This is a genomic window from Catellatospora sp. NPDC049111 (genome assembly GCF_040648615.1).
GTDB lineage: Bacteria > Actinomycetota > Actinomycetes > Mycobacteriales > Micromonosporaceae > Catellatospora > Catellatospora aurea.
This window is the reverse complement of record NZ_JBEZEB010000051.1, coordinates 30047-55240: the sequence shown is the minus strand read 5'-3', so window position 1 is coordinate 55240 and position 25194 is coordinate 30047. Positions and strand designations below refer to the sequence as shown.

Genomic DNA, 25194 nt, shown 5'->3' with positions numbered 1-25194 from the left:
CCGCCCGAGCGAACGCTTTATCAACCCGATGGCCCTATCAGAAATGACGCAGTAGTCTATTGGGCATGGGTGAGACCAAGAGCTTCTACCTCGCCGACGACGTCGTCGCGTACCTCAAGACGCACGAGAACGCCTCCGCCGAAGTGAACCGCCTGGTCCGGCGAAAGATCGCCCAGGACGCCGAGGCCGAGGCCTACCAGCGCCACCACGGCGTGCCGCTGACCGACGAGCGCCGCCGCCGCGCCCGCCTGTGGGCCCGCGAGCAGCTCGACGCCGCCGCGCAGCGCGCCGAGCACGGCAGCGCCGAGCGCGACGAACTGCGCCGCCGCATGGGCTGGGCGGCATGACCGACCCCGACGTCCCGCCGATCCGCCTCATCCTCGACCCCTCCGCGCTGTGCGCCTTCGGCGCCCACGAGACCGTCGGCGAGATCATCGGCGAGTTCGACGAACAGGGCGAACTGTTCGCCGTCACCACCGCGTCCCTGGCCGAGGCCCTCGCCCGCGGCGCCGACGCACGCCTGCTCGACGTGCTGCGCACCAACGACAACTGCGTGGTGGTCGAGTCCACCGCCGACTGGCCCAGCCTCGGCCGGTTCATGGACCTCACCCGCCCCGGCCCCGACCGCCTGCACGAACTCGCCGACTCCGACCTGACCATGCTCGCGGTGCGCACCGACGCCTACATTCTCACCGACCGCCCCGAGCGCTACACGGCGATCGTCAGCTCGATCACCACGATCCAGCTCGAGAAGCCCTGGTCCTGACCCGCACGCCCCGGCCGCTCGCGCCGGTCCCGGAACCGGTATCGCGGTGAGGATTAAACCGTGCGGCAGCGGGTAGACCCGCGCCATGACGGCGACCGGAATCCTTAGCGCAATCCTGATCGGAATCGTGATCGGCACCCTCGGCCGGCTGGTTCTCCCCGGCCGCCAGAACATCGGAGTCATCGCCACTTTCGTCGTCGGCATCCTGGCCGCCCTGCTGGGCACCTGGGTGTCGCGCCAGATGGGTTGGGAGAGCATGTGGCCGGCCCGGCTGGACTGGAACTGGGCCGGCTGGCACTTCACCTGGAGCTGGTCGGAGCTGCTGGTGCAGGTGGTCTGCGCGGTCATCGGCATCATCATCGCGATGGCCCTGACCCGCACCTTCATCGCCGACGAAGGCGGCCGCCCCGTACGCCGCCGCCGCCGCAACACCACCACCTGACATTGCCGACCGCAGTCCCTCCGTGGGGGTAGGGAAGGAAGGGCGCCTCCCCATCGCTATGCGATGGGGAGGCGCCCTTCCTAACGCTTGCGGGTCTTCGACGTGCCCGTGAACCGGCCGCCGCGACGGGGCTTGGCGGACTCGGCGCGCGGCTCGGGAATCCGGGCGCTGCCGGCGGCTTTCGGCCGGCTCTGCCGCCCCGGCGGCATCACCCCGAACCACTGCCCGACCGCGAACGCCAGCACGACCACGTACACCGCGGCCCACACCGCGTCCAGATAATCTCCACGCCCGACCGCAGGGCCCGCGAGCAACGCCACCACCAGCACCACGACCGTGAGCAATCGCCACCACGACAAATCGTTGCCCGCCGAGGTGCCGCCCAGCGGCGTCAAGGCCACGCCCCACGGGCGGCGGCGCAGCGTGAAGCTCGACGGCCAGATCCGCCCGCGGCCCTCCACATCGAGGACGGCGACCCCGGCACGGCGGCGTACCAGCACCCGGTGCTCGCCGGTCAGCTCCCGCAGCCACCGCTCCCACACCACCCGCTGGTGCAGCCTCGGGGCGCTGCCGCGCTGCAGCACCGCCCACACGGCGTACCCGGCCGGGGTGGCGTCGAAGTCGGACGTGCGACCGACCTCGTCGGCGACCCGGACCGCCCGGCCGCGCTGCTGGGCCTGCGGGCTCTGTGCCAGGTGCAGGGTCAGCCGGGCCGGCCACGGGGGCGCGCCGGCCGCGAGCAGCCACTGCCCGAGCCGGACCAGCCAGGCCAGCGCGAGCAGCAGCCCGAGAGGCACCAGCAACGCGGCGTACCCGACGGGCCCGGTCCGGTACAGGAACGGCGCGGCGGCGGACAGCCCGAGCAGCGCCACGATGGTGGCCGTGACACGGTACGGGGCGGGGACGGGTCGGGTCACGACCCGCACGGTAGCGTGCCGGTCAAACGGCACCGGCCGCGGTCAGGGCCGCGGCGACATCAGGTTACGGCGCGACAGCACTCCGAGGGCGAGCACGGGCAGGCCCAGCAGCAGCCAGAGCGGCCGCCCCGCCCACCACGCCCAGGACTCGACCTCACCGACCCGCTCCACGCTGTAGCCCTCGTTGCCCAGCACGTACGCGTCGACGAGCCGACTCTGCGAGCGCGGCTCCAGCTCCTGGTAGAACAGGGTGAGCCGGCCGCGTTCGTCGCGCCCGGCGGCCCGCCAGGTCGCACCCTCGCAGTAGAAGTCGGCCCGTGGCCCGCGCCGCCAGATGGTCCCGTGGCGGCAGTCGGCGTCCATGACGGACACCTGGACGCGCTCGCCGTACCGGCCGATGTAGTCCGCGGGCGCGAACTGTCGCATCGCCACCCCGGACAGGCCCCAGCTCAGGCCGGTCGCACCGGCCGCGATGAGCACCGCGAGGGTGATCGCGGCGATTCGGCGCGGCCGCGCCGAGCCGCGGGGGGCGGCGCCGAGCAGCGCGTATCCGAACGCGATCGCCGGCACCGCGACGTTGACCATGGTCAGCCCGACTCCGGCCAGCGAGTTGGTGCACAGCACGAGCACCAGCCCGGCCGCGCCCAGCGCCCCGACCAGCAGGCCGAGCCCCGCGACCGAGCTGGCCGCGACGTCGAGCGCCGTGTTGTCCCCGGCTGCGTCCGTGGCCGACCGGCTGCTGTGCTGCACCATCGCGTTCCCTTCGACCGCAACACTTTAGAGCCGGCGCGGGCGCGGGTACAGGGCTCGCCGGCCGGCGGGCGCCGCTGTGCCGCCGCCCGGGTGTCACAGCCAGTCGACGCCCTGGCCGTGCGGCATGGTGAAGGCGACGGGGCGGCCGTCGACGGCGAGGACGAACCGGCCCGGTGGGGCCTCGCGGGGCAGCCGGGCGGCGACCTGCGGGACGACACGGGGCGCTTCGTTGCTCAGCCATATGGTGCCCGGCCTGCGTCGGGTCAGCTCGGCCACCTGTGCCGCGAACCGGTCCACGCCTGCCGCGTCGAGGTAGGCGAGCACCGCGGTGTGGAACACGACCAGCGTCGCCTCGGCGGGGGCCTGCTCGGCCAGCTCCGGCAGGCGCTCGTTGAGGTCGCCGCGTACCAGCAGCGGCGGGTCGGCGGCGGCGATCGCCGCGGCGGCGGTCAGGCGCTCGCGCCGGTCGTGGTGTTCGGGCCAGATCAGGCTCTCCAGCCAGCGCACGTCGGCGGGGTCGGTGACGTCGAGCGGGTTCAGGTCGATGCCCGCCCGCCAGACGACCTTCGGCAGCAGGTCCGGCACCGGTGCGGCACCGTCGACGGCGCAATCTAGCAGTGGCGCGTCCGCGGGGCCGATCGGGGCGCGGTTGCCGTAGCGGTACCGGTAGCGGTCCGGGTACAGGCACAGTCCCGCCGACGCGCCGACCTCCAGCAGCGCGAGGGGTTGGGGCAGCGCTGCGAGCACGGGCAGCAGCAGGGCGCACCGCGCGGCCTCGTTGGTCTGCGTGCTGCGGGCCAGCATCTGCTCGCTTACCGCGGGCCAGTGCGTGAGCACCCAGTCCCGGAAGGCCGGGTAGTCGCCGGCGGGGCCGCCGAGCAGCCGGACCGCGCCCAGCAGCAGGTTGGGCTGGCGTTTGGCCAGCGGCAGCGTGCCGAGCAGGGTGAGCAGTTCGGTGTCGGCGGCCACCGCCAGGCACAGCCGCTCGTACGCCGGGGAGCGGCCGGCGGCCTCGTTGACCGCGAAGTCGTGGTAGGTCCGGGCCAGGGCCTCGTCGCTGCGGGGGATGCCGTGCATGGCCGTACCGTAGGCCGCCGCCGGGCGGCGCGCACCGTGATCAGGACGACATGCGGTGGTACGCGAGCAGTTTCGTCAGCAGCGCGGCCAGTTGTGCGCGCTCCGCGCCGTCCAGCGGCGTGAGCAGCCGCTGCTGTACGGCGGCGAGCTGCTCGTCGAGCACGGCCAGTTGCCGGCGTCCGGCGTCGGTGACGGTGACGACGTTGCGGCGGCGGTCGTCGGGGTCGGGGGAGCGTCGCACGTACCCCCGCTCGGCCAGCTCGTTGATGGCGGCGACCAGATCGGACAGGTGGATGCCGCTGCGCCGGCCGAGGTCGGCCTGGCTGGCGGGTCCGTACTCGTCGAGGGTGGCCAGCACCCGGTAGTGGTAGCCGCGCGCCTCGACACCGGCCAGCCCTTCGGTGACAAGCCGTCCCGCGTGGGCGGCGGTCTGGGTCAGCAGCCAGCTGGGCAGCCCGGTCAGCCGGCTGGGTGCGGTGTCGTCCATGTGATCACCCTAACAAATCGTTGGTGCCCCTAACGAAAAACCGTTAGGTCACCTAACGTTAGAGGCACAAACGATTTGAGGAGCCATCCATGATCGATCCGTTCCGCATCGACATCCCCCAGGCCGACCTCGACGACCTGGCCGACCGGCTCGCCCGCACCCGCTGGCCCAACGAGGTCGCCGACGCCGGCTGGGACTACGGCTTCCCGCTGGCCCGGCTCAAGCAACTGGCCGAACACTGGCGCACCGGCCACGACTGGCGCGCGCACGAGGCCGAACTCAACAAGCTGCCGCACTTCACCACCGAGATCGACGGCCAGCGCATCCACTTCGTACACGTACGCTCAGCCAACCCGGACGCGCTCGCCCTGATCCTCACCCACGGCTGGCCCGGCTCGTTCCTGGAGTTCCTGGACGTGATCGAGCCGCTGTCACGCGACTTCCACCTGGTGATCCCGTCCATCCCCGGCTACGGCTTCTCCGGCCCGACCCACGAGCGCGGCTGGGACGTCCCGCGGATCGCACGGGCCTGGGCCGAACTCATGCACCGCCTCGGGTACGAGCGCTACGGGGCCCAGGGCGGCGACTTCGGCGCGGGCATCTCCCTGGCACTGGGCGCGGTGGCGCCCGAGCAAGTCGTCGGCGTGCACGTCAACTACCTGCCGACCCGCCCCGACCCGGACGCCGGACTCGACCTTTCCGACATGGACGAGGCCAGGCTGGACAAAGTCCGGCACCTGCTGGCGAACCGTCCGCCATACCAGGCCCTGCAGGCCCTCACCCCGCAGACCATCGGCTACGCCCTGACCGACTCGCCCGTCGGCCAGCTGGTCTGGATCGCCGAGCGCTTCGCGTCGTGGACAGATCCCCGCTCGCCGATCAGCGACGAGCGGATCCTCACCGACGTCTCGCTGTACTGGCTGACCGCCACCGCGGCGTCGGCGGCGCGGCTGCACCACGACGCCGCCCGCGGGCAGGCCTTACCCTGCCGCGCGCCGGTCGGTGTGGCGGTGTTCGCCCGCGACATCACCCAGTCCGTACGGCCCCTGGCCGAGCGGCTGTACGACATCAGGCACTGGTCGGAGTTCGACCGCGGCGGCCACTTCGCCGCGATGGAACAGCCGGAACTGCTCGCCGGTGACGTCCGCGACTTCTTCGGCGCGCTCCGGCAGTGACCGTCAGCCGGAGACCGCGGCGGTCGACGACGAGGCGATGCCACCGGTGATGGCGGCCATGACCGCCATGTTCATCGCGTAGATGACCTTGCCGACGGCCGGCGCCGCCCATTCGCCTTCGGCCAGCTCCATGACGCGGTGGCGCATGTCGTCGTGGTTGACCTCGGGGAAGTAGTGCCGGTCCAGCATCATGGTGTGACTCAGCGCGAGCAGGCTGACCGAGTCGCGATCGGGTTCGGCGATGCGGTTGACCACATTGCCGACCCGGTCCACCAGCTCCTTCTTGACCGCCTGGTCGGCCAGCGGATACCGGGGCCGGTGGAACACGCCCATCACCCGGTGGTCCTCGCGCCGCAGCACGCCCTTGTCCACAAGGTTGTCCAGCAGCCGCTGCCGGTGGTGCGGGGACGCCAAGTGGTAGATCCACCAGTCGGGCGCGTGACCCTTGACGTCCTCGCCGATCTCCACCAGCGCCGCGTCCTGCGACGCGTCGCCGGTGGGCGTGTGGTCGGCGACCTGCACGTGCCCGTGGTGGATCGCGATCCGGCCCGCGTTGGCCAGGCTGAGCAGCACTGCGCCCTCGATGCCGCAGTCGAGGTGGTTGATGGGCACCAGCGGCCTGCCGGTCGCGTCGTCATAACTGAGCAGGACCAGCTGTTCGGCCAGCGAGAGCTCCATACGCCGAGTTTAGGCGCTTTGACCTCATATGAGGGCCGCTACCGGGCGGCAGCTCATCCGAGCAGGCTGCCCTCGCGCAGCCGACGCAGCCACCGCCGGACCTGGGCCCGGCCGCGCAGCCGCACCACGGCGACGTGCTCGCCGCGCTGCTCCAGCACCGCCGCCACGCGCACGCCCGGCTTGCGGTGGGTGCGCCACGCCCACCGGATCACGTGCTCGGGGTCGGTGAACACCGTGCGCAGCGGTCCTTCGGTGTTGCCGTTCCACAGCTGCTCGCGCCGCCACCTGCGACGCACCGTACGCCGAATGACCTGCCACATGACCAGCCGGCGCGGGTGGTCCAGCCATACCACCGTGTCGACACTGCCGGACAGCAGGTCGCCGAGCTTCTCGCTGTACTGCCACTCGGTCACCCAGCGCGGCTGAGCCGTGAAGGCGGCCACCTCGTCGGCGAAAGTGGGCCGCGGCTCCCAGCCGGGCCCGTGATGCAGCGCGTCGAGCTCGACCCGAGGCAGCTCCAGCACCTCGGCGAGCGCCGCCGTCAGCGTGGTCTTGCCGGACCCGGACGTGCCCGCGACCAGCACCCGCCGCGGCACCCACGGCAGCGAATCAGCGACGCTCAGCAATGGCATCGCGAGAGTCTAACCCGCAAGATCTCCTGCCGTGGCCCCGCCACGATCCCGACGATCTTGCGCGAGACACGCCCGGAACGAGCGTGTCGTCCCCACCGTTCGCGCAAGATCGTCGGGGGAGTGGGTCAGCGGACCTCGAGGAGGTCGACGACGAAGACCAGGGTGTCGCCGGGCTTGATGACGCCGCCGGCGCCGCGGTTGCCGTAGGCGAGCTTGGCCGGGATGATCAGCTGGCGGCGGCCGCCGACCTTCATGCCGGCCACGCCCAGGTCCCAGCCCTGGATGACGCGGCCGCCGCCGAGCGGGAAGGTGAACGGGGAGCCGCGGTTCCAGGAGGCGTCGAACTCCTCGCCGCCGTCGAAGGTCACGCCCACATAGTGCACGACGACCTGGCGGCCGGGCACGGCCTCGTCGCCGGTGCCGACGATCAGGTCGGTGATCACCAGGTCGGTCGGGGCCTCGCCCCCGGGGAACTCCACAGTCGGTTTGCTCAAGGTCATGAGAGCCATCCTAGGCGGGGTACGGAGAACGTTGTCAGCGCAGCGCCGCTGTCGAGCCGCGGACCACCAGTTCCGGGCGGAACATGTACTCGCTGTGCGGGGCGGCGTACCCGCCGATCTCGTCGAGCAGGGCGCGCACCGCGGCCTGGGCCATCGCCCGCACCGGCTGGCGCAGCGTGGTCAGCGGCGGATCGGTGTACGCCATCAGCAGCGAGTCGTCGAATCCGACCACCGACACGTCGCCAGGCACCGACAGCCCGTTGGCCCGCGCCGCCCGGATCGCTCCGAGCGCCATCAGGTCCGACCCGCACAGCATCGCCGTCACGCCCCGCTCCAGCAGCCGCAGCGCGGCCCCGTGCCCGCCCTCGACCCCGAACGGCGCGATCTCGATCAGCTCCTCCAGGTCGCCGTCGTACAGCCCCGCCATCGCGGCCTGGTAGCCGGCGACCTTGCGCCGCGTCGGCGTGTACCGCCGCGGCCCGCACACCAGCCCGATGCGCCGGTGCCCGAGCGAGGCCAGGTGCGCCACCGCCAGCTCGGCCGCGCCGTGCTCGTCGCACGACACGAACGGCGCCGCCACCCCCGGCAGGAACCCGTTGACCAGCACGAACGGCACACCGTCGGCGGTCAGCCGGTGGTATCGGGCCGGGTCGCCGTCGGCGGCGGCGTGCATGCCCGACATGAACACGATCCCGGCGACATCGCGCTCGCGCATCATGTCGACGTACTCGTCCTCGCTGACCGTGCCCGGTGTCTGCGTGCACAGCATCGACGTGTAGCCCTGCTGGGCGAGCGTCGACTCGGCGATCTGCGCGAACGCCGGGAAGATCGGGTTGTCCAGCTCGGGCAGGATCAGCCCGACCAGTCCCGCGCCGGTGCGGTGCAGATGCCCCGGCCGCTCGTAGCCGAGCACGTCCAGCGCGGTCAGCACCGCCTGCCGGGTGCTCGCCGACGCGCCCGGCCGGTCGTTCAGCACCCGGGACACGGTCGCCTGGCTGACCTGCGCCTGCGCGGCGATGTCGGCCAGCCGAGCCCGCGTCTGCGTCCCCATCTCAGCCCTTCGTTCCACCGGCGGTCAGGCCGGACACCAGGTGGCGCTGGGCGTACAGGAAGACCAGCCCGGCGGGCACCGTGACCAGCACCGCGGCGGCGGTCAGGTACTCCCACTGGGCGTTGAACTGCGGCACGAACTGCTGCATGCCGTACGCGAGGGTGAACCTGTCGTCGGTCTGGATGAACGCCGACGCGTACGCCACCTCGCCCCACGCCGTCAGGAACGTGTAGAACGCGGTCACCGCGATGCCGGGCCTGGCCAGCGGCATGATGACCCGCCAGAACGTCTGGAACGGCCCGCACCCGTCGATCGAGGCGGCCTCGTCCAGCGACGTCGGGATCGAGTCGAAGTAACCCTTGAGCATCCACGAGCAGAACGGCACCGCGATCGTCAGGTACGCGATGACCAGTGACGCATGCGTGTTGATCAGCCCGAGCGTCGCCATGATCTGGTAGATCGGCACGATCAGGATGGCGACCGGGAACATCTGCGTCACCAGGAACACCATCATCAGCTTGCGCCGGCCCGGGAAGTTGAACCGCGACAGCGCGTACCCGGTGGTCGCCGACATCAGGATGCCGATCACCATCGTGCACACCGCGATGATCACCGAGTTGAGCATCCAGGTGCCGAAGTTCGTCTCGAACAGCACGTACTCGTAGTTGCCCAGGGTCGGTTCCTTGACCAGTGACAACTCGCTGCTCTGCACCCACTGCTTGGGCTTGAACGAACTCAGCACCACCCACGCGATCGGGAACACCGCAATCAGGGACGCCCCGATCAGGGTCGCGTGCAGGCCGAACGAGGCCAGCGGGCTGCGCTTGGCCCGGCTGTGCTTGTTGACCCGCGGGGTGGGTGCGGACTGCCCGGCCGTCGTGCCGGGGGCCATGGTCATGGTCATGTCACCACACCTCGCCTTGCTTGCGCAGCGCCCGCCGGTAGAACACGGAGAAGACGAGCAGGATGGACAGGATCAGCACGCCGTACGTCGAGGCCAGCGAGTAGTTGCGGATGCCCTCGAACGCCGCCCGGAACGCACCGGTCACCAGGATCTCGGTCTGCCCGGCCGGTTCGCCGCCGGTGACCAGGAAGATGATCGGGAACATGTTGAAGGTCCAGATGGTGCCCAGCAGCAGCACCGTCATGCTGACCGAGCGCAGGCCCGGCAGGGTGATGTTGACGAAACGCTGCCACGGGGTCGCGCCGTCGATCTCGGCGGCCTCGTACTGCTCGCCCGGGATGGTCTGCATACCGCCGAGCAGCGTCACCATCATGAACGGCACGCCCAGCCAGATGTTGGCGACGATCGCGGTCAGCAGCGCGGTCTTCCAGTCGGCGAACCACGCGACGCGGTCCAGGCCGACGGACTCGAACACCGAGTTGATCAGGCCGAACTGCTCGTTGAACATGAACCGCCACGCGAACGCGGACACGAACGCGGGCACCGCCCACGGCAGGATCAGCAGCACCCGGTAGATCCCCCGGCCGCGCAGCGGCCGGTTGAGCAGCACCGCCAGGCCGAGCCCGATGGCGTAGTGGAACACCACGCAGGTCATGGTCCAGATGAGGGTGACGCCGAACTGCTGCCAGAACTCCCCGACCTTGCCGGTGAGGATGTTGACGTAGTTGTCGACGCCGACGACCTCCCATCCGTTCGGGTTCGGCTTGCACACCTCGGTGCCGGTGATCGACTTGCTGCAGATCTCGGCGAGCTGGTTGGCCTCGGTCAGGTTCGTGAACGACAGCAGGATGCCGCGGCCGAGCGGGTAGAAGATCAGGACTCCGAGCACGAGCACGACCGGGGCGACCATCACCCAGGCGTACCAGTGCTTGTCCCAGCTGCGGCGCAGCCGGCCGGGTCGTCGAGTCTCACGCGGCGGGGGGCTGGTCCGGGCCGGCGTGGCGGTGTCTGTGCTCACGGGCGTGCTCCGAGTGGGGTGAAAGGGGCGCAGAGGAAGGCCCTGAGGCCGGTCCCCGCATTGGGGACCGGCCTCAGGTGAGGGTCAGGACGCCGTGTAGGCGGTGACGACCTCGGTCTTGTACTTGTTCGCGACCCCGTCGAGGGAGGTCTTGACGTCCTTGCCCTGGATCAGGACCTCGGTCGCCATCGTGTCGAGCGGGACGAAGAACTGGCCGCCCTCGGGGATCCACGGCCGGGCCACGGCCGAAGCCACGACCGGCTGGAACGCCGCGATGATCGCGTTGTTCTTCACCTTGTCGATGTCGTACGCCGACTTGCGGGTCGGCAGCAGGCCCAGCTTGTCGGCCAGGAACGCCTGCGACTGCGCCGACGACATGAACTTCACGAACGCGATGGCCGCGGCGGCCTTGTCCTGCGCCATGCCGGAGTACAGCACGTAGTTGTGGCCGCCGACCGGCGCGCCGGCCTTGGCCGAGCCCGCCGGAACCGCGGCGACGCCGAGGTTCTCGATGCCGCCGAAGGCGGGGGCGGTGCGGACGTTGTTGACCTCCCACGGGCCGTTGATGATCATGGCGACCTTCTGCTCCTTGAACAGGGTCATCATGGTGCCGTAGGAGTCGTTGGCCGGCGGCTTGACCGCGGCGCCGGACTTGATCAGGTCGGCGGCCACCGAGATGCCCGCGACGTTGGCCGCGGAGTTCACGGTGATCTTCTTGGCGGCGGTGTCGACCAGGTCGCCGCCCTCGCCGTAGATGAACGGCAGCAGGAAGTAGCCGCCGGCGTTGATGAACAGGCCGTCCTTGCCGGTCTTGGCCTTGATGGCGGCCGCGGCGGTCTTCACGTCGGCCCAGGTCTTCGGAGCCTCGGCGATGCCGGCCTCAGTGAAGATCTTCTTGTTGTACATCAGCGCGAGCGAGTCGGTGACCTGCGGCACACCGTAGGTCTTGCCCTCGAACTTGTTCGCCGACATCGGGGTGGTGAAGTAGTCCGACTCGTCGGCCAGCAGCTCACTGCCGTCGAGGTTGTACAGGTAGCCCAGGGAGGCGAACTCCGGCACCCACGCCACCTCGGCGCGCAGGATGTCCGGGGCGCCGGACTTGGCCGCGGCAGCCGTCTTGAACTTGTTCTGCGCGTCAGCGAACGGGACCGACTGGTAGTTGATCTTCACGTTCGGGTAGCTCTTGTTGAACTCGGTGATGAGCTCCTTGAACGCCGGGCCCTCGTTGGTGGGGTCCGACGTGTCCCACCACGTCAGTTCGGCCGAAAGGGCCGCGGGGTCGGTCTTGCTGGGTGCCTCGGTCGCGTCGTTGCCACAGGCCGTCACCGCGAGAGCGATGGCAGCGGAGGCAAGAACGGCGATCCCTCTGGCGGTGCGACGCATTATTCGCTCCTCGGGGTATGCCTGTCCTTCCAGCGCGCGACGTTAGCAAGAAGTTTCGGATTCAGAAAGTCCTTGCGGCTTTTCGCGCAAGGCCGTTACCAAATGGCGTTGACAAAACCGGCAAATAGGCACAATAAGCAGGCGTGACGCCGTTCACAGACTCGTGATCTACTGAAATCAATTGGCAGACCTTGCTAACAGTTTCAGCAGGTCGGCGAATCGGCTGTCGCCGCCCCCACCGGACGTGACACAGTGCACCGATGCGCGACCCCGGTCCCCAGGATCTCCGCCAGGCCCTGCAAAACCTGCAAGCCGCACTCCGCCCGCACCCGGCCGCCGACTGGTCCATGCCGGCCGGGCCGCTCGACTGGACCTGCCACGAGACCGCCGCCCACATCGCCCACGACCTCACCGCGTACGCGACCCAGCTCGCCGCCGTACCCGACGACGCCTACCTGCCCTGCGACCTCACCGTGCGACCCGCGGCCACCCCCACGCAGCTGCTGCAGATCATCACCGCCGCGGGCGGGCTGCTGACCGCACTGCTCGACGCCGCCGACCCCGCCCTGCGCGCCTGGCACTGGGGGTCGTGCGACCCGAGCGGCTTCGCCGCCATGGGCATGGCCGAGACCCTGCTGCACACCCACGACATCACCCGCGGCCTCGCCCCGACCTGGACCATTCCCGGCGAACTCGCCGCGCTGATCCTGCACCGGCTGTTCCCCGACGCCCCGACCGGCGACCCGGCGGCGGTGCTGCTGTGGTGCACCGGCCGCGGCGAACTTCCCGGCCACCCCCGCCGCACCACCTGGACCTGGCGCGCCGCCCGCTGACGACCCCCGGCGACCTTTCGCGCGCATCCGCACCCAGTGGCCGAACAGTCCCCGATGGACTTGTTCACAGCCCGCTGACCGCCGACCACCCCGGCCGTACGCTCGTCCCGTGACCGCCGCCGCAGTCCGCACGCTGCCGCGCCAACGCTCCGCCGACACCATCGTCCACCCCGGCGGCACCGCGCTCCGCCGAGCCCCTGCCCGCTCCGAGAACCGCCGGCTCGGCCGGAGACTGCCGGCCGCTCCGATGTTCGATCACGTACGTTCGTGTGCCCTTGTGTACCGAGTGTGGCGCGCGGATTCAGCAAAGTTAACCCTGTTGTCACCCAGCTGAAATCCGGCGCTCCCTCGGCCCTGCGCGGCCGAGGGAGCTGCCGTCGGCTTCGACAGAGGGAAGTTGATCAGCGTGAAGGAGAACCTCCGACCCCGTCCCCCCGTCCGTGGCCTCGTCCGGTCGATCCGGATGGTCGCCGCGGCAGTCCTGTTCGCCGGCGCCGCCGTCTGCTTCGCGGTGTCGCCGGCGAACGCGGCCCCCGTGGACATCACCAACGGCACCCAGTTCCGGGACACCAGCGGGAACGTGCTGCACGCCCACGGTGGCGGCGTGCTGCAGGTGAGCGGCTACTACTACTGGTTCGGCGAGAACCGCAACGCCGACAACACCTTCCGTGCCGTCTCGGTGTACCGGTCCACGGACCTCAAGAACTGGGAGTTCCGCAACAACGTCCTCACCCAGTCGTCGCACGCCGAACTCAACGTCTCGAACATCGAGCGGCCGAAAGTCATCTACAACAGCTCCACGGGCCGATTCGTCATGTGGATGCACAGGGAGAACGGGTCGAACTACAGCGAGGCGCGCGCCGCGGTCGCCTCGTCGGCGACCGTGGACGGCAACTACACCTACCACGGCAGCTTCCGCCCGCTCGGGCAGCACATGTCGCGAGACATCACGCTCTACAACGACAACGGCACCGCGTACATGATCTCCGCGGCGGACGAGAACTACGACCTGCACATCTACCGGCTGACCTCGGACTACCTGAACGTCAGCACCCTGGTCGGCAACTTCTGGAACGACGCGCACCGCGAGGCCCCGGCCATGTTCAAGCGGGGCAGTGTCTACTTCCTGCTCACCTCGGGCGCGACCGGCTGGAGCCCGAACCAGGCGAAATACGCGACGGCGAGCAGCATCTCCGGCCCGTGGACCGGATGGACCAACGTCGGCGACGGCACGACGTTCAGCTCCCAGCCGACGTACGTGCTGCCGATCCAGGGGACCTCGACGACCAGCTACCTGTACATGGGCGACCGCTGGGCCGGTGCCTGGGGCGGGCCGGTGGGCGACTCGCAGTACGTCTGGCTGCCCATCAGCTTCCCCAGCAGCACCAGCATGAGCCTGACCTGGCACCCGCAGATCACCATCGACGCCGCGACCGGCACCGTCACCGGCGGCGGATCGGCCCCGACGTACCGGATCACCGCCCGCCACAGCGGCAGGGTGATGGACGTGGTCTCGTCGTCGACGGCCAACAATGCCGAGGTCAAGCAGTACGCCTGGAACGGGGGAGCCAACCAGAAGTGGCAGTTCCAGGACGTCGGGGGCGGCTACTACCGGCTGATGAACGTCAACAGCGGCAAGTGTCTGGATGTGGCCGGCAACTCGACGGCCAACGGGGCCAACGTCATCCAGTACACCTGCGGCGGCGGCACGAACCAGCAGTGGCAGTGGGTGGCCACGGGCAGCTACTTCCAGCTGCGGGCCCGGAACAGCGCCAAGTGTCTGGACGTCGTGAGCTCGAACACGGCCGACGGCGCCGACATCCAGCAGTACACCTGCGGCAGCGGGACCAACCAGCAGTGGTCGCGCACCACGGCATGACACGTCACCAGTCAACCGGGGATCGTCCGCCTGCGGCGATCACCACCACCCTGTCCTGCCTGAGGAGGCAAGCGTGAAGTCACGCACTGCAACACCGGGAACAAGACTCAGCCGGTGGGTGGCCCGGCTGGCCGGCGTCATGCTCGTCGCCGTCACCGGCCTCGTCGCGGTCACGTCGCCCGCGGCGGCCGCCAGCGGGTACATCTACACCACGTTCAAGGGCGACGGCGCGGCCGACCAGGAGCTGTGGGTCTACCAGTCGACCGACGGCAACAACTTCAGCGTCCTGGCCGACACGAACTACCAGGGGCCGTCGGGCGTCCTGCGCGACCCCAGCATCATCAACCACAACGGTACGTACTACATCGCGTACACCGTCCAGTCGTGGACCACGAACTCCACCTACTTCAACATCGCCTCCAGCACGAACCTGACCACCTGGCAGCACGTGGCCAGCGTCAACTCGGGCATCGCGAACACGAGGTTCGTGTGGGCGCCGGAGTTCTACGTCGAGGGCAGCACCGTCCGGGTCATCGTGAGCATCGCGCAGACCACCTGCTCGAACTGCTTCCAGCCCTACGTCTTCACCGCCACGAACAGCTCGCTGACCTCCTGGAGCGGGCCGGTCGCGATGGGCGGGCTGGGCGCCAACCACATCGACACGTTCGTGGTGCGCTCGGGCGGCACCTACCACGCCTTCGTCAAGGACGAGACCTCGAAGTTCATCGAGCACTGGACCAGTGCGAGCCTGACCAGCGGATGGACCTCGGTGGGCAGCCTGTGGACGTCGGGGTACGAGGGGCCGGCGGTGTTCCAGCTGGCCAATGGGACCTGGCGGATCTACATCGACAGGTACACCAACGGCGGCATCTGGTCGGCGACCAGCTCCAACCTCAACAGCTGGTCCGGTCTGAGCAGCGTCGGGTGTCCGGGCTGCCGGCACGGCACGGTGCTGCCGGTGGCCGAGCTGCCGACGGCTGCCCCCCAGTACCGGATCACCGCCCGTCACAGCGGCAAGGTGATGGACGTGGTCGGGGCGTCGACGGCGAACAATGCCGAGATCAAGCAGTACACCTGGAACGGGGGAGCGAACCAGAAGTGGCAGTTCCAGGATGCGGGGGGCGGCTACTACCGGGTGGTGAGCCAGGTCAGCGGAAAGTGCCTCGACGTGGCCAGTGCGTCGACCGCCGACGGAGCCAATGTGATCCAGTACACCTGCGGCAGCGGCACCAACCTGCAGTGGTCGCGCACCCAGGTCTAGGTTGACCGACGACCTCCGACCGTCGTCGGTCCGACCCAGGGGCGTCGGCGCGGCAATGCGCCGACGCCCCCCTGGAGCCTGGGTCCACATCCACGCCGACCCGCCAGGACGACTCAGCCCGCCCATCCGCCGCGGCAGTGCCGGCGTCCACGCCTACCACCCCTGCGCGGTACCCGGGCGAACTGGTGGCGGCTAACTGAGCTGATCGGGTCCGTCGGCGCTCCGCATTGCCCGGTCAGATCGAGTTCCACAGCACAGATGGGGTCTCGGCATCGCACAGCCGAAGGTGGAAGTACCCGACACCCGCCAGGCCGAGCATCAGGGTCGGGCTGTCGATGTCGCCCGGTCCGCGAAACCGGGTGGTCGCGTCGGCCACCTGTCCAGCAAGGTGTAGGTCGCCTGTCCTTGCCGAGCCGAGCACCCGGTGACCGGAGATCAGCACGTCGGCGTTGCCCGGCAGGCCGTGACAGAGCGCATAGCTCCATCGACGAGACTCCAGCGCGGCGCTGATCGCCGCACGAGTCGTGTTCAGAGCGATCTCCGCTTCCTGCCGGTAGATGTCGTCGCCGGTGATCTGGTATGCGCGCAGCCGCGACAGCGCGATCCCCGGCGCCCCGTGGCACCAGGACGTCTTGTACGACTGCGGGCTCTGGCGATGACGCAGCGACTCCTCACGAAAATCGGGCCAGTTGCCGACGTCGCTGTTGAAGAAGTGTCGCTCATATCTGAAAGCGTCTTCTGCCGCCGACAGATAGTCGACCCGCGCCGTCTCGTGATAAAGCTCCAGGAGAGCGTAGGCCACTCCGGCCGTACCGTGGGAGAGACCGGTCAGATGGTGTCGGTAGCGGAAGCTTGGTGACCGCCAGGAGCATCCGGCACGAGAGTGCTCCGCGGTTTTCAGCAGCGAGTCCCCGAGCCGACACGCGAGATCGACCTGAGCCGTGTCCCCCAGCTCATGCCGAAGCCGCAGCAGCCCCACGATCGCCCCGGACTTCCCGGCGATCAGGTCGAACTGCCGACCTACACGGTTCGTGCGCGTGAGGTGGGCAAGCAGCTGGGCAACGTCGGCAAGCAGGCTCTGCTCGCCGCATGTCCTTGCGATGCGTGCGGCGACACAGGCGATTCCTACCAGGCCGGAATAGAGCCCGAGGCGCTTGTCGGCAGGCACGCTCCGGAAAGAGGCGAGAGCCTGCCGGACGGCGCCCAGCGCCGTCCGGCGTATCAGGGCATCACCGGTGAGCGCCGCCAGTTCGGCCATGAACAGGGCGACCCCGCTGCTCCCGGAGTACATGTCAGGCGCAAGCGTCCGGTACACCGTGTTGAAGCGCGAGCCCGTTGTGGCATCGACCTCGTCGGGCACGAGCTCCGCGCCGATCCAGTTGCATCGGCCGTCGTGCCATATCGCCTGTCGAGCCAGCGTGCGGCCGATGTCGGCAGCCACCTCCAGACACTCGGCACGGGTAGGCGCCTGGAGCACCGCAGCCGGCGTGGAACGTCTCCTCGGAAGCGGCCCGAACGCGAACTGGTCGAGTGACCCGAGGTTCACGTAGGGGGAGTCGATGTCGAAGCCGTCCTCGATGAAGCACTCCGCCACTGACCGCAGCCGATCATCTATCGAGATCCTGCCGGTTTCATGAGCCCTCAGCATGGCCTCGGCCAGGGCCCGGCAGCGGCTCATCCCGAAACTGAGGCCTGAGGGCGGGCTCTCCGCAACGCCGACCCCTGCTGCGATCCTCTTGGTCAGTGCCGGCGTCGCGGGCCGCATGCTCGTCTCGAGTGCTCGGTGAACCCGCTGCAGGATCGCCGAGGCCTGTCGGAAGTCGTCTTTGCGCAGGTAGAGGACGACGGCGTCGCAACGCCGATACTGCGTCGCGTCGTCGATGGCCTTCAGCGCGAACGGCAGCTCAGCCCTGTTGAGGGCTCTGGTCGTCCTTTCCATGAAGCCGACGGCCCCGGAAGCCGTGAGGTTCCAGTACAGGCGCAGTATCCCTGAGGGTTCGTCCTGCTTGAGCTCAGTGTCTCCCAGGGCCAGATAGAAGCCAGGGGACAGGTGGGGCAGGTCCTTCGGGAAGCGGACGGACACCGTCTCCTCCGGCGGCGGGAGGCCGGGTTCAGGGGCCGTGCAGTCCTTCGCGTCCACGTGCAAGGTCAGGCTGCCTCGCCTGACCGTGAACGTCATCGACGCCATGTCGTACGAGCGAACCCGCCAGCCTCGTCCCCAGTATCCGCGCCCCTGATTGGCGCGTTCCAACTCGGGTCGCAGCGGTATCGCCGGGTGGCGCTGGGACGACAGGCCGCTGGGTGTTGCCTCACCCCGACAGTAGAACAGGCGATAGAGCTGGGCCTGAAGGTTCAGGAGCAGGTGGTGCCGCGCCGTCGTGTCATCGATCCGGCGCCTGACCGAGCTGGGTAGTGCTCCGAACCGCCGGCCGAACCACCGGTAGGTGAACCCCTGTTGCACCTCGGTGGCTCGCAGCACGCCGACGATGCTGTGGCGATACACGTTCGTCATCGGCTGGAGACGGTCGGTCGGATGCCGAGCAGATGTGCGATCGTCTCCACCGGACGCTGCAACATGCTGAGGCTGAGCTGCAGACTCCCCACAATGCCGCTGGTGATCTCCGGCGAGATCTGTGTCGCCTCCACCGCGGTCTGCAGCAGCCGTACCGCGGTGAATCGCGCGGTGCGCACCAGCAGCTCGTTGGCGAGGGCGGGCTCGTGGCGCATGCACTTGACGTAGGTGTTCCAGAACGCTCTCATCGCGGGCTGTATCCGCTCCAGCTGACGTAGACCGTCGCCTGTGGCCTGCTCGGCTGCCTGATCATCGACAAGCAGGACGGATGCGCGCCAGAGGCTCAGGTAATCTGCCATGACGGAGCCGGTGTCCCAGCAGGCGTCGCCCAAGCCGGCGAGCTCCCAGTCGACGATGCGTAGCCCTGTCGTATACCGGGGGGCGGATGAATCGGGCACGATGCAGTTGTCCCACCGGGCATCGAAGTGAATGAGCGTATCGCTTCGCCACTCCTGCCCGAGGCCGTCGAGCAGGCGGCAGAACTCCGCGCTGCCCTGGATGATTTCGATCGCCTTCAGGCTGGCACCGCTGAGGCCGCGCCACTGCCGCAGGCCGGGCCGGTGCAGCCGAAAGATCCAGGGAGGGCCGGGCGAGCCCGTCGGGGCCAGGTCCGACGTTATCGGGAACCGGTGCACGGTGGCCAACGCGCGCGCGACGGCCATGCTCAAAGCGACAGGACAACGCCGTTGGCGGGCGTGGTGCTCCCGGAGGTCGTGGGATTTCGCCATGAGCTCCGTGACGAGGACGTGCGCGATCGGGTCATATCCGATCAGCCGGGGCACGCAGCGCCTGACCGAGTCTCGGCGAGCATCGGCCAGCAGGATTCGGTAGATCGAGGCTTCATGGGCCAGGTGTGCGGCTCCGTCGGAGTCTCGGGCCTGTTTCAGGAAGTAGCTCGTACCTCGCCGGCAAAGCACCTTGAGATTGGTGTTCCGGCGGGAGGCGTCCTCGATGGTGATGCCGTCCAACGCGGCACCCGAAGTCGTCAGATAGCCGCGATCCTGCAGGTACGGCACCACCTCGAGAGGCCCGAGCATGAGTGTCCCGAACCGTCTACAGCACGGTGTTCTGCGGGCAGCCAGGATTCGGGCCGGGGTCCTCGCAGAGTGGGCCCCGGCACGTGGAGTAGTACAGCGGGTCGGTAGGACCGCCGCGCAGCACGGGGACGTCGACGGGTCTGCGCCCGACGGGAAGTTCCATCCTGGACCGATGCAACGCCTTGGCGGTGATCTCGCCCTGGAGAAAGGCCGAGTGTTCTCGCGCGGTACAGACTGTCGCACGCAGAAGCGTCGCGGTCCGCCTGACCCACAGGACGGTGCCACCCAGCGGGTTCTGGTTTCCGGCGAGGGACCGGCTGGCGACCACATCATCGTCGGCGACCTCGACGAACTCACTGAAATTCAGATCTGCGTACAGCCTTGAGAAGCCAGCCCGATCACTCTTTCCCAGGAAACCCCGCATAACCACCACGTCTGGCGGATTCGTGGGATCCGAAACCAGTTCGGCGGCTATATCATCAGGCATCTGCTCAGACATCTGCAGCCCCCTACACCTGAACGAACGAGGTCGGCCGATGGGCGAAACCGGTACATGATCGCTCCACGCGCATCCACACCTGCGATGTAGGTTAGCAAGTTTCAGATGGACGAAAGCGCGCCTTCGAGAAACATCGGAACAGGAGATCCCGGAATGCCGTCCTGTTTCGCTCCCGCGTTGCGCGCGGCGCTCCCGAGTACGGTTCAGGCGAGCAGGGCGAGCCCGCGCATGGCCAGGGCGAGCATGAGCTGGTCGCGTCTGGTCGGCGGTTCGGCCGGGTCGGCGGCGACGCTGCCCAGGTAGGAGGCCGGGAATCCGAGCCCTGCATCGAGGTCGGTGACGTCGGTGACGGGTACGAGCACGCCCGTGCCGTACCGTTCGATGAACCGGGTGTGGAAGTCGCGCCACGCGGTGTCGCCTGCCGGGCGACGGGACAGGCGCAGCAGCACGCTCGCGGCGTGTTCCATCTCCTCGGCGACGTGTGCGGGGATCTGGGTGTCGCAGTCGAGGACCAGGTCGGCCGCTAGCGGGCACCGCCCGGCCGTGGACAGCATGGCCATCCGGCCCATGACCTGCTCACGCTGTCCTCGGTTGCCTGCGCCGGGCTGGTTGTGGGCGTGCAGGCCGTCGCGGATCTGCGCCAGCAGCTGCACGGACTCTTGGACTGCGGGGATCTGCTCGGCTCCGGCCGCGGCCAGCCGGTCCAGCAGGTACGACAGGGGGTCGGTGACTGTGAACGGTGCTCGCAGGTCGGTGATGAGCAGACCCTGCCGGATCAGCCCCGCCAGTAGGACGTGAAGCCCTTCGACGCTGCCGGTGGGAAATTCGGTGAGCAGCCGGTCGGTCAGGACTGAGACGGGCACCAGGGTCGGCGACATTTCGTGGATCGCCTGGACTGCTCTGCTGTAGCCGACGCTGGCCCGCTGCGGGCCGTGCGGTGTCTCGATCCGGCCGCCGCGCAGTACTGCTAGGTTGGTGAACTGCACCGCCAGACGTGTGAGCAGCTCGGGTTCGGTTTCGAGTCGGGTGGTGACGTCGGCGAGCCACTGCGTGTCCACGCGTGCCAGCGCGGTGTTCGGCACCCCAGCGGACGGCCGCCGAGCCGCCGAGCGTCACGGCGGCGGTCCCGGCGAACAGGCCGAAGGGCGTCGGCCGTCCGGTGGCGCGTAGCGCGTAGCGCATGACCGCCATGCACCGGCGGGGGACGTCCCGCCCAGCGCCGACTCGGCGGGGCCGCGTCAGCAGGGCTTCGACGCTGCGGGCGAGGGTCGGCGTGGACTGCCATACCTCGTCGGCGAAGCCGGGCTGGGACCAGACCTGGCTCAGTTAGGCCAGGGACGACTCGGTGTCGTCCAGGTCCGGCCACCACCGCGGCCCGGCGTCAAGCGGCGTTGCGGCGGCGCGGAGTAGGGCGGCTGCGTTGTGCCGGTAGAACAGCCACCGGTCGGGGTTCACTGCTCGTCGTCTCCTCGATGCGATGGTGAGCGGGGGCGGCCAGGGGCCGCCCCCGCTGGCGGTGATCAGTTGGGGCTGTGGGTGACGCACGACGACGCACAGGTGCCTGCGCAGCCGTCGTTGGTGCCGCAGCGTTTGTTGTCCAGGCCGGGCGGAACGTCGTCGGTGACCGTGACATCCAGAGCGAAGACGTCCGGTTCGTCGGTGCCTACCTGCATCTCATCTCCCTTGAGGCGGGGCTCGTGTGCGTTCGGCAGTTGGGCCGCAGGCTGCGGCTTCTTCGACCTGCGTGCTGGCGGCCGGCTCACCGGAGCCGCCCGTGGCCGCGGGCGATCGGCGTGATCGTGCTGTTGGTGACTTGCGTGGATGGGACGGTCTGCTTTGCCGGTGTCGCCGGTCCCATTGAGCGGCATGTGCCAGCCGGATTCGAGATCTGCCATGCAGACAGCGGCCTTGTCTGGATGGCAGGTTGCGCCGACCGATCACTGCTGAAGATCGGATCGAGCGACGGTGCGCTGCCGGTAGGGCTGCGACTTATGTAGAGGCGGGGCGGCGGTATGGTGCCGCGATGAGTGACCACGACGTCAGACCGGTGGCCGGCGCCGACCTTTCAGATCCCGAGGCGCTACTTCGTGGCGCAGGGTGGGAAGGCCATGAGCCCGCACATCGTGACGCCCGATGGCTGCCATATGTGCTACGTGCGCTCCTGCACCCAGATCCGGTCGTGCAGGCCGATGCCTTCTGGGACCTGGAACCGCTCCGGCACCAGAACACCATCTACACCGTGGTGGTGCCCGCCGCCCAGTACATCGCAGCGATCCTCGCAGACCCGCGTACCGCCACCGTGTGTCCGTTCGGCAGATTCCAGTGGAGCAGAGACGAGCCGATACAGCTTCGCGCGAAGCTGATCATGTGGCTGGCAGACCTTACATCCGACGCGGGCTGGCGAGCCGGGCAAGACGCAGAAGCCGACGCCGTGTTGTCGATGCGGCCAGCCTTCCTAGCGGCTATCGACCCGTACCTCCACGACGAAGACGACGACGTCTCCGGTGCCGCCGTCGATGCCGCCGTGATCATGGTCGAGGCCGTCGAGTTGATCCATCGGCGCGAGGAGATCACCGAGCTCGGTCTGAAGCTCGAGGTCAAGCGTCACGGCGTGCCACCGCCGCAGGTCGCTCCCGTCTACGTGGCCCCGCGCTACAGGTCCGAGGACATCCCGCTAACCCCGCCTTTGGACGACGTCGTCATGCAGGCCGCGCGTGTGTGGGCGCTCGGCGACCCTTGGGCCGAGCAGTGACGGCGTCGGACGCAAGCGACTGGTTCGCACGATGGCATCGCGGCGAGCAGCGCCGTTGATGGATGATTACCCCTCATCGGATCCGGCGGCAACGGTGAGGCCGCGCCGCCGGTTCCGTAAGCGTCACGTTGGCAGTTCGGCAAACGGTGTCCAACGTGCCGCTCGGTCCCCGCTCATGACAGAGTCCAGGCGAACACGGAACTCGCGTGCGACGCCTGGCGAGCTGGCCATCAACGGCACGGCCGCGACGATCATCTTCAGCTCGCGTGCGGCACGGAAGACGGGCCAGCGGGGATCGGCACGCACGTCACAGCCGTAACTGTCGGCCAACGTCCGATAGCCGCCGCGCCGCCCGAAGCGGTCCTCGCCGACAGCAACAGCCGCGAGATCGGCCTGCCACGGCCCGCGGCAGATGGGATCGAAGTCGCAGAAAACGGCCCGTCCGCCGTCGCGCAGGAGATTACCCACGTGGGCGTCGCCGTGGACCAATGTTGTCGAAAAGTGCTGCCGCAGCTCGGATACACGAGGCTCTAGCTGAGTGCACCAGGCGTAGATCCGGTTGCGGTCGGCGTCGTCAAGGTCCTCGGAGTCGGCAAGGCGGCGGCGAGCATCGCCGACCGGGTCCCAGACGGGTATGGGAAACGGCGGTTGGCCAAGGGAGTGAAACTGTCTCAGCGCAGTGCCTAAGTCCATTGCGGTCAGTGGTGCGCCAGGGGGCAGGTAGCGCCATATCGTCGCTTGGAACCCGTCGATGTGCAGGGGCTGGGCTTCGGGGCCGGCGAGCCTGATGGTGGGTGCGTCGATGGCCTCGAACCATCGGGCCAGTTTGACGCCTTTGCTGATCCGGTCTCCGGGAAGATGCGATCGGGCAATCCGGATCACCACTGCGCAAGCGGGCAGCGCGAAGACCGCGTTGTTGGTCAGTCGGAGTAGGCGAGCGCCGTTCGCATCGAGGTCGTGGGCGTCGGCGAGGTGGCGCATAGCGGCGGTCATGATCTCTTTGGTGAAGCGGCCGCCGCTCATGGCGCCACGATCCGGGTACTGATCATGTGCGCGAACGCGGACACGTCCGATCGGCGCTCGTACGCGACGAGGTCTCGGCGCAGATTGACGATGCGCTCGACGACACGTTGAGAGCAGACCGCCCTGGCAGAGGTCAGCAACTCGGTACCGACGGCCAGGGCCGCGTCCGGGTCGCCGGCGAGCATCAGCGAGCTGAACAACCCGGCCCGGTTGAGCGTTATCGACCGGATGTGGCCGGTGCCGAATCCTGCGAGTGCCTGGTTCACCCAGAACACCGCCTGGGCACCGTAGCCGGGATCTGCTGAAGGCACCACTGGGCGTCGTTGTGATCGGTGTTGCCGGGCAAGGTCACGGTAGACACGGCCGTACTGGGCATATAGCTCGCCTGCGTCGTAGAAGTGCATCCAGGCCGGCTCGTTTTCGGGCCTGATGTCGGCGAATGTGTCACTGGCCGCATGGAGACATTGACGTGCCTGGTCGCGGTACCCGAGTGCTGCCAAGGATGCAGCTTCGGCACCCAACAGCATGGCACGCATAGCTGGGGTACCTGCCGATCCGAGGTCCGCGCGGGCGAATTGCGCGGTGTCGAGCGCGTCGACGTTGTGATGGCGGTGCTGTAGCTGACGCACCAGGCAATATCGGACCTTCGCGGTCAGCATGGCGTCGCCGGCCCGTACCGCGGCCCGTTCAGCGAGGATGAAGTGGCGCTGGCTGTCTTCGTACATGCCCGCGTCGAAAGCGGTCCACCCGGCGAGCAGACGCACATCAGCGGTCGCACGCGCCAGGTGATGGCGGGCCTGCGGATCGCAGACGGTGTAACCGGGTGCGAGCCACATGGTCGCGGCTTCGGCTACCTGCGCCAGCTGCCGGTACAGCTCGCCTCCACCGCGCTCGCGGTCGACCGACCGGTACAGGTCGGTGATGGCGGTGAGGCGGGCCACGTCGGTCAACGCGATGCGGCGTCGCCCAGCTGGCCTCGCGCCGAGGCCACTCGATCGTGCGAGCGCGCGGATGTGGCTCAGGACGTCATCGGCACGGTCGGCCGGATCTGGGGCGGGGTTGCCGGACGTGGCCAGGTCGGTGGAACCATCCAGCGAAAGAGTGTGGGACTGCCAGAGGTAGCGCTCACGCCCGATGCCCGGCCAACTGTCTAGCGTTGAGGAGCCTGCGACGGCCTCCCAGAGAGTCACCAACACTCCGTCGGCCTTGAGAACGCGATCAATTGACTCGACGGTGCTACGCGCCGGCCACCGGACGGCTTTCTCATACTTCGCGATGGCGTCTGGGTGAAGGTGAACCTCGACTCCGAGCCGGGCGAGTGACAAGGCTGCAGCCTGACGGAGCTGGCGCAGCGTCGCGCCGAATCGTGCTTGCGGTGATGAGTCGGGATCGAGTGGCCGTGGCAGCTGCGCCATGCCTGAGATAATAAAGGCCGGTCCGTTGCGCATCGTTGTGCGCGTTGGAGCCGATGAAGACACCTTGAGGTGTCTTCATCGGCTCCAACACCGCCTGCGGTACTGCGGGCCCGGACTGCCCAGTGGCGTCGTAGTCCGGC

Annotated in this window: 26 protein-coding genes and 1 pseudogene; 8 read left to right on the top strand and 19 right to left on the bottom strand. The window is 68.9% G+C overall.

Annotated features, from left to right (window positions below; all coding sequences use genetic code 11):
• Nucleotides 1-65 precede the first annotated feature (65 nt).
• The 3 genes from AB0B66_RS38650 to AB0B66_RS38640 all read left to right on the top strand — a co-directional run bounded on the left by AB0B66_RS38650 (nt 66) and on the right by AB0B66_RS38640 (nt 1208).
• Nucleotides 66-347 (top strand): hypothetical protein, encoded by a 282-nt coding sequence (locus AB0B66_RS38650; protein WP_360539701.1) that lies wholly within the window; start codon nt 66-68, stop codon nt 345-347.
• Entirely contained in the window at nt 344-766 is a 423-nt protein-coding gene (locus AB0B66_RS38645; RefSeq protein ID WP_360539699.1) for a hypothetical protein, read from the top strand. The genes AB0B66_RS38650 and AB0B66_RS38645 overlap by 4 nt, the downstream gene beginning before the upstream one ends.
• 85 nt (nt 767-851) lie before the next feature.
• Nucleotides 852-1208, top strand: coding sequence for a GlsB/YeaQ/YmgE family stress response membrane protein (locus AB0B66_RS38640; protein WP_203693116.1), 357 nt, complete (start codon nt 852-854; stop codon nt 1206-1208).
• Nucleotides 1209-1288: 80 nt separating this feature from the next.
• Here the strand turns inward: AB0B66_RS38640 and AB0B66_RS38635 are convergent, their stop codons facing one another.
• The 4 genes from AB0B66_RS38635 to AB0B66_RS38620 all read right to left on the bottom strand — a co-directional run bounded on the left by AB0B66_RS38635 (nt 1289) and on the right by AB0B66_RS38620 (nt 4442).
• The gene (locus AB0B66_RS38635) at nt 1289-2125 is read right to left on the bottom strand and encodes a hypothetical protein (protein WP_360539697.1); all 837 of its coding nucleotides are present in this window, start codon (nt 2123-2125) and stop codon (nt 1289-1291) included.
• Nucleotides 2126-2167: 42 nt separating this feature from the next.
• Nucleotides 2168-2878: a hypothetical protein gene (locus AB0B66_RS38630; protein ID WP_360539695.1), complete on the bottom strand. Its 711-nt coding sequence runs from the start codon at nt 2876-2878 to the stop codon at nt 2168-2170.
• 93 nt (nt 2879-2971) lie between these two features.
• Nucleotides 2972-3955 carry a DUF2332 domain-containing protein gene (locus AB0B66_RS38625; protein WP_360539693.1) on the bottom strand — a complete coding sequence of 328 codons (984 nt, stop codon included), beginning with the start codon at nt 3953-3955 and terminating at the stop codon, nt 2972-2974.
• A gap of 40 nt (nt 3956-3995) precedes the next feature.
• On the bottom strand, nt 3996-4442 hold the full coding sequence (locus AB0B66_RS38620) for a MarR family transcriptional regulator (protein ID WP_360539691.1): 447 nt from the start codon (nt 4440-4442) through the stop codon (nt 3996-3998).
• 89 nt (nt 4443-4531) lie between these two features.
• Between AB0B66_RS38620 and AB0B66_RS38615 the strand changes: the two genes are divergently transcribed.
• A complete protein-coding gene (locus AB0B66_RS38615; protein ID WP_360539689.1) occupies nt 4532-5617 on the top strand; it encodes an epoxide hydrolase family protein in 1086 nt (361 codons plus the stop codon).
• A gap of 3 nt (nt 5618-5620) precedes the next feature.
• Here AB0B66_RS38615 and AB0B66_RS38610 read toward each other — a convergent pair whose 3' ends face one another.
• From AB0B66_RS38610 to AB0B66_RS38580, 7 genes are all read right to left on the bottom strand, one after another.
• A complete protein-coding gene (locus AB0B66_RS38610; RefSeq protein ID WP_360539687.1) occupies nt 5621-6295 on the bottom strand; it encodes a GPP34 family phosphoprotein in 675 nt (224 codons plus the stop codon).
• A 53-nt stretch (nt 6296-6348) separates the two neighbouring features.
• A complete protein-coding gene (locus AB0B66_RS38605; protein WP_360539685.1) occupies nt 6349-6927 on the bottom strand; it encodes a hypothetical protein in 579 nt (192 codons plus the stop codon).
• Between the two features lie 125 nt (nt 6928-7052).
• Nucleotides 7053-7427: an FKBP-type peptidyl-prolyl cis-trans isomerase gene (locus AB0B66_RS38600; protein WP_275412049.1), complete on the bottom strand. Its 375-nt coding sequence runs from the start codon at nt 7425-7427 to the stop codon at nt 7053-7055.
• A gap of 34 nt (nt 7428-7461) precedes the next feature.
• Nucleotides 7462-8478: a LacI family DNA-binding transcriptional regulator gene (locus tag AB0B66_RS38595; protein ID WP_360539683.1), complete on the bottom strand. Its 1017-nt coding sequence runs from the start codon at nt 8476-8478 to the stop codon at nt 7462-7464.
• A gap of 1 nt (nt 8479) precedes the next feature.
• Entirely contained in the window at nt 8480-9370 is an 891-nt protein-coding gene (locus AB0B66_RS38590) for a sugar ABC transporter permease (protein WP_360539729.1), read from the bottom strand.
• Between the two features lie 13 nt (nt 9371-9383).
• Entirely contained in the window at nt 9384-10400 is a 1017-nt protein-coding gene (locus AB0B66_RS38585) for a sugar ABC transporter permease (RefSeq protein WP_360539682.1), read from the bottom strand.
• Nucleotides 10401-10484: 84 nt separating this feature from the next.
• Complete coding sequence (locus AB0B66_RS38580) at nt 10485-11783, bottom strand: extracellular solute-binding protein (protein ID WP_360539680.1); 1299 nt, start codon at nt 11781-11783, stop codon at nt 10485-10487.
• 260 nt (nt 11784-12043) lie between these two features.
• Between AB0B66_RS38580 and AB0B66_RS38575 the strand changes: the two genes are divergently transcribed.
• From AB0B66_RS38575 to AB0B66_RS38565, 3 genes are all read left to right on the top strand, one after another.
• Entirely contained in the window at nt 12044-12616 is a 573-nt protein-coding gene (locus AB0B66_RS38575) for a maleylpyruvate isomerase N-terminal domain-containing protein (RefSeq protein WP_360539678.1), read from the top strand.
• Nucleotides 12617-13079: 463 nt separating this feature from the next.
• Nucleotides 13080-14495, top strand: coding sequence for an RICIN domain-containing protein (locus tag AB0B66_RS38570; protein WP_360539676.1), 1416 nt, complete (start codon nt 13080-13082; stop codon nt 14493-14495).
• Nucleotides 14496-14568: 73 nt separating this feature from the next.
• On the top strand, nt 14569-15756 hold the full coding sequence (locus AB0B66_RS38565) for an RICIN domain-containing protein (protein WP_360539674.1): 1188 nt from the start codon (nt 14569-14571) through the stop codon (nt 15754-15756).
• 235 nt (nt 15757-15991) lie between these two features.
• On the opposite strand, the gene AB0B66_RS38560 is transcribed toward AB0B66_RS38565, so the two are convergent.
• The 6 genes and pseudogenes from AB0B66_RS38560 to fxlA form a co-directional block, all read right to left on the bottom strand.
• Nucleotides 15992-18268, bottom strand: coding sequence for a lanthionine synthetase LanC family protein (locus AB0B66_RS38560; RefSeq protein ID WP_360539672.1), 2277 nt, complete (start codon nt 18266-18268; stop codon nt 15992-15994).
• Nucleotides 18265-19347: a phosphotransferase gene (locus tag AB0B66_RS38555; RefSeq protein WP_360539670.1), complete on the bottom strand. Its 1083-nt coding sequence runs from the start codon at nt 19345-19347 to the stop codon at nt 18265-18267. The genes AB0B66_RS38560 and AB0B66_RS38555 overlap by 4 nt, the downstream gene beginning before the upstream one ends.
• A 34-nt stretch (nt 19348-19381) precedes the next feature.
• Entirely contained in the window at nt 19382-19864 is a 483-nt protein-coding gene (locus tag AB0B66_RS38550; protein WP_360539668.1) for a hypothetical protein, read from the bottom strand.
• Nucleotides 19865-20067: 203 nt separating this feature from the next.
• A pseudogene (locus tag AB0B66_RS38545) lies at nt 20068-21190 on the bottom strand (lantibiotic dehydratase family protein).
• Nucleotides 21191-21319 carry a hypothetical protein gene (locus AB0B66_RS38540; RefSeq protein WP_360539666.1) on the bottom strand — a complete coding sequence of 43 codons (129 nt, stop codon included), beginning with the start codon at nt 21317-21319 and terminating at the stop codon, nt 21191-21193.
• A gap of 65 nt (nt 21320-21384) precedes the next feature.
• Nucleotides 21385-21537: an FxLD family lanthipeptide gene (gene fxlA, locus AB0B66_RS38535; RefSeq protein WP_360539664.1), complete on the bottom strand. Its 153-nt coding sequence runs from the start codon at nt 21535-21537 to the stop codon at nt 21385-21387.
• A gap of 350 nt (nt 21538-21887) precedes the next feature.
• Between fxlA and AB0B66_RS38530 the strand changes: the two genes are divergently transcribed.
• Nucleotides 21888-22616: a hypothetical protein gene (locus tag AB0B66_RS38530; RefSeq protein ID WP_360539662.1), complete on the top strand. Its 729-nt coding sequence runs from the start codon at nt 21888-21890 to the stop codon at nt 22614-22616.
• Between the two features lie 123 nt (nt 22617-22739).
• Here the strand turns inward: AB0B66_RS38530 and AB0B66_RS38525 are convergent, their stop codons facing one another.
• Together AB0B66_RS38525 and AB0B66_RS38520 are read right to left on the bottom strand one after the other, a co-directional pair.
• Entirely contained in the window at nt 22740-23639 is a 900-nt protein-coding gene (locus AB0B66_RS38525; RefSeq protein WP_360539660.1) for an aminoglycoside phosphotransferase family protein, read from the bottom strand.
• Nucleotides 23636-25054 (bottom strand): helix-turn-helix transcriptional regulator, encoded by a 1419-nt coding sequence (locus AB0B66_RS38520; RefSeq protein ID WP_360539658.1) that lies wholly within the window; start codon nt 25052-25054, stop codon nt 23636-23638. The genes AB0B66_RS38525 and AB0B66_RS38520 overlap by 4 nt, the downstream gene beginning before the upstream one ends.
• Between the last annotated feature and the right edge of the window lie 140 nt (nt 25055-25194).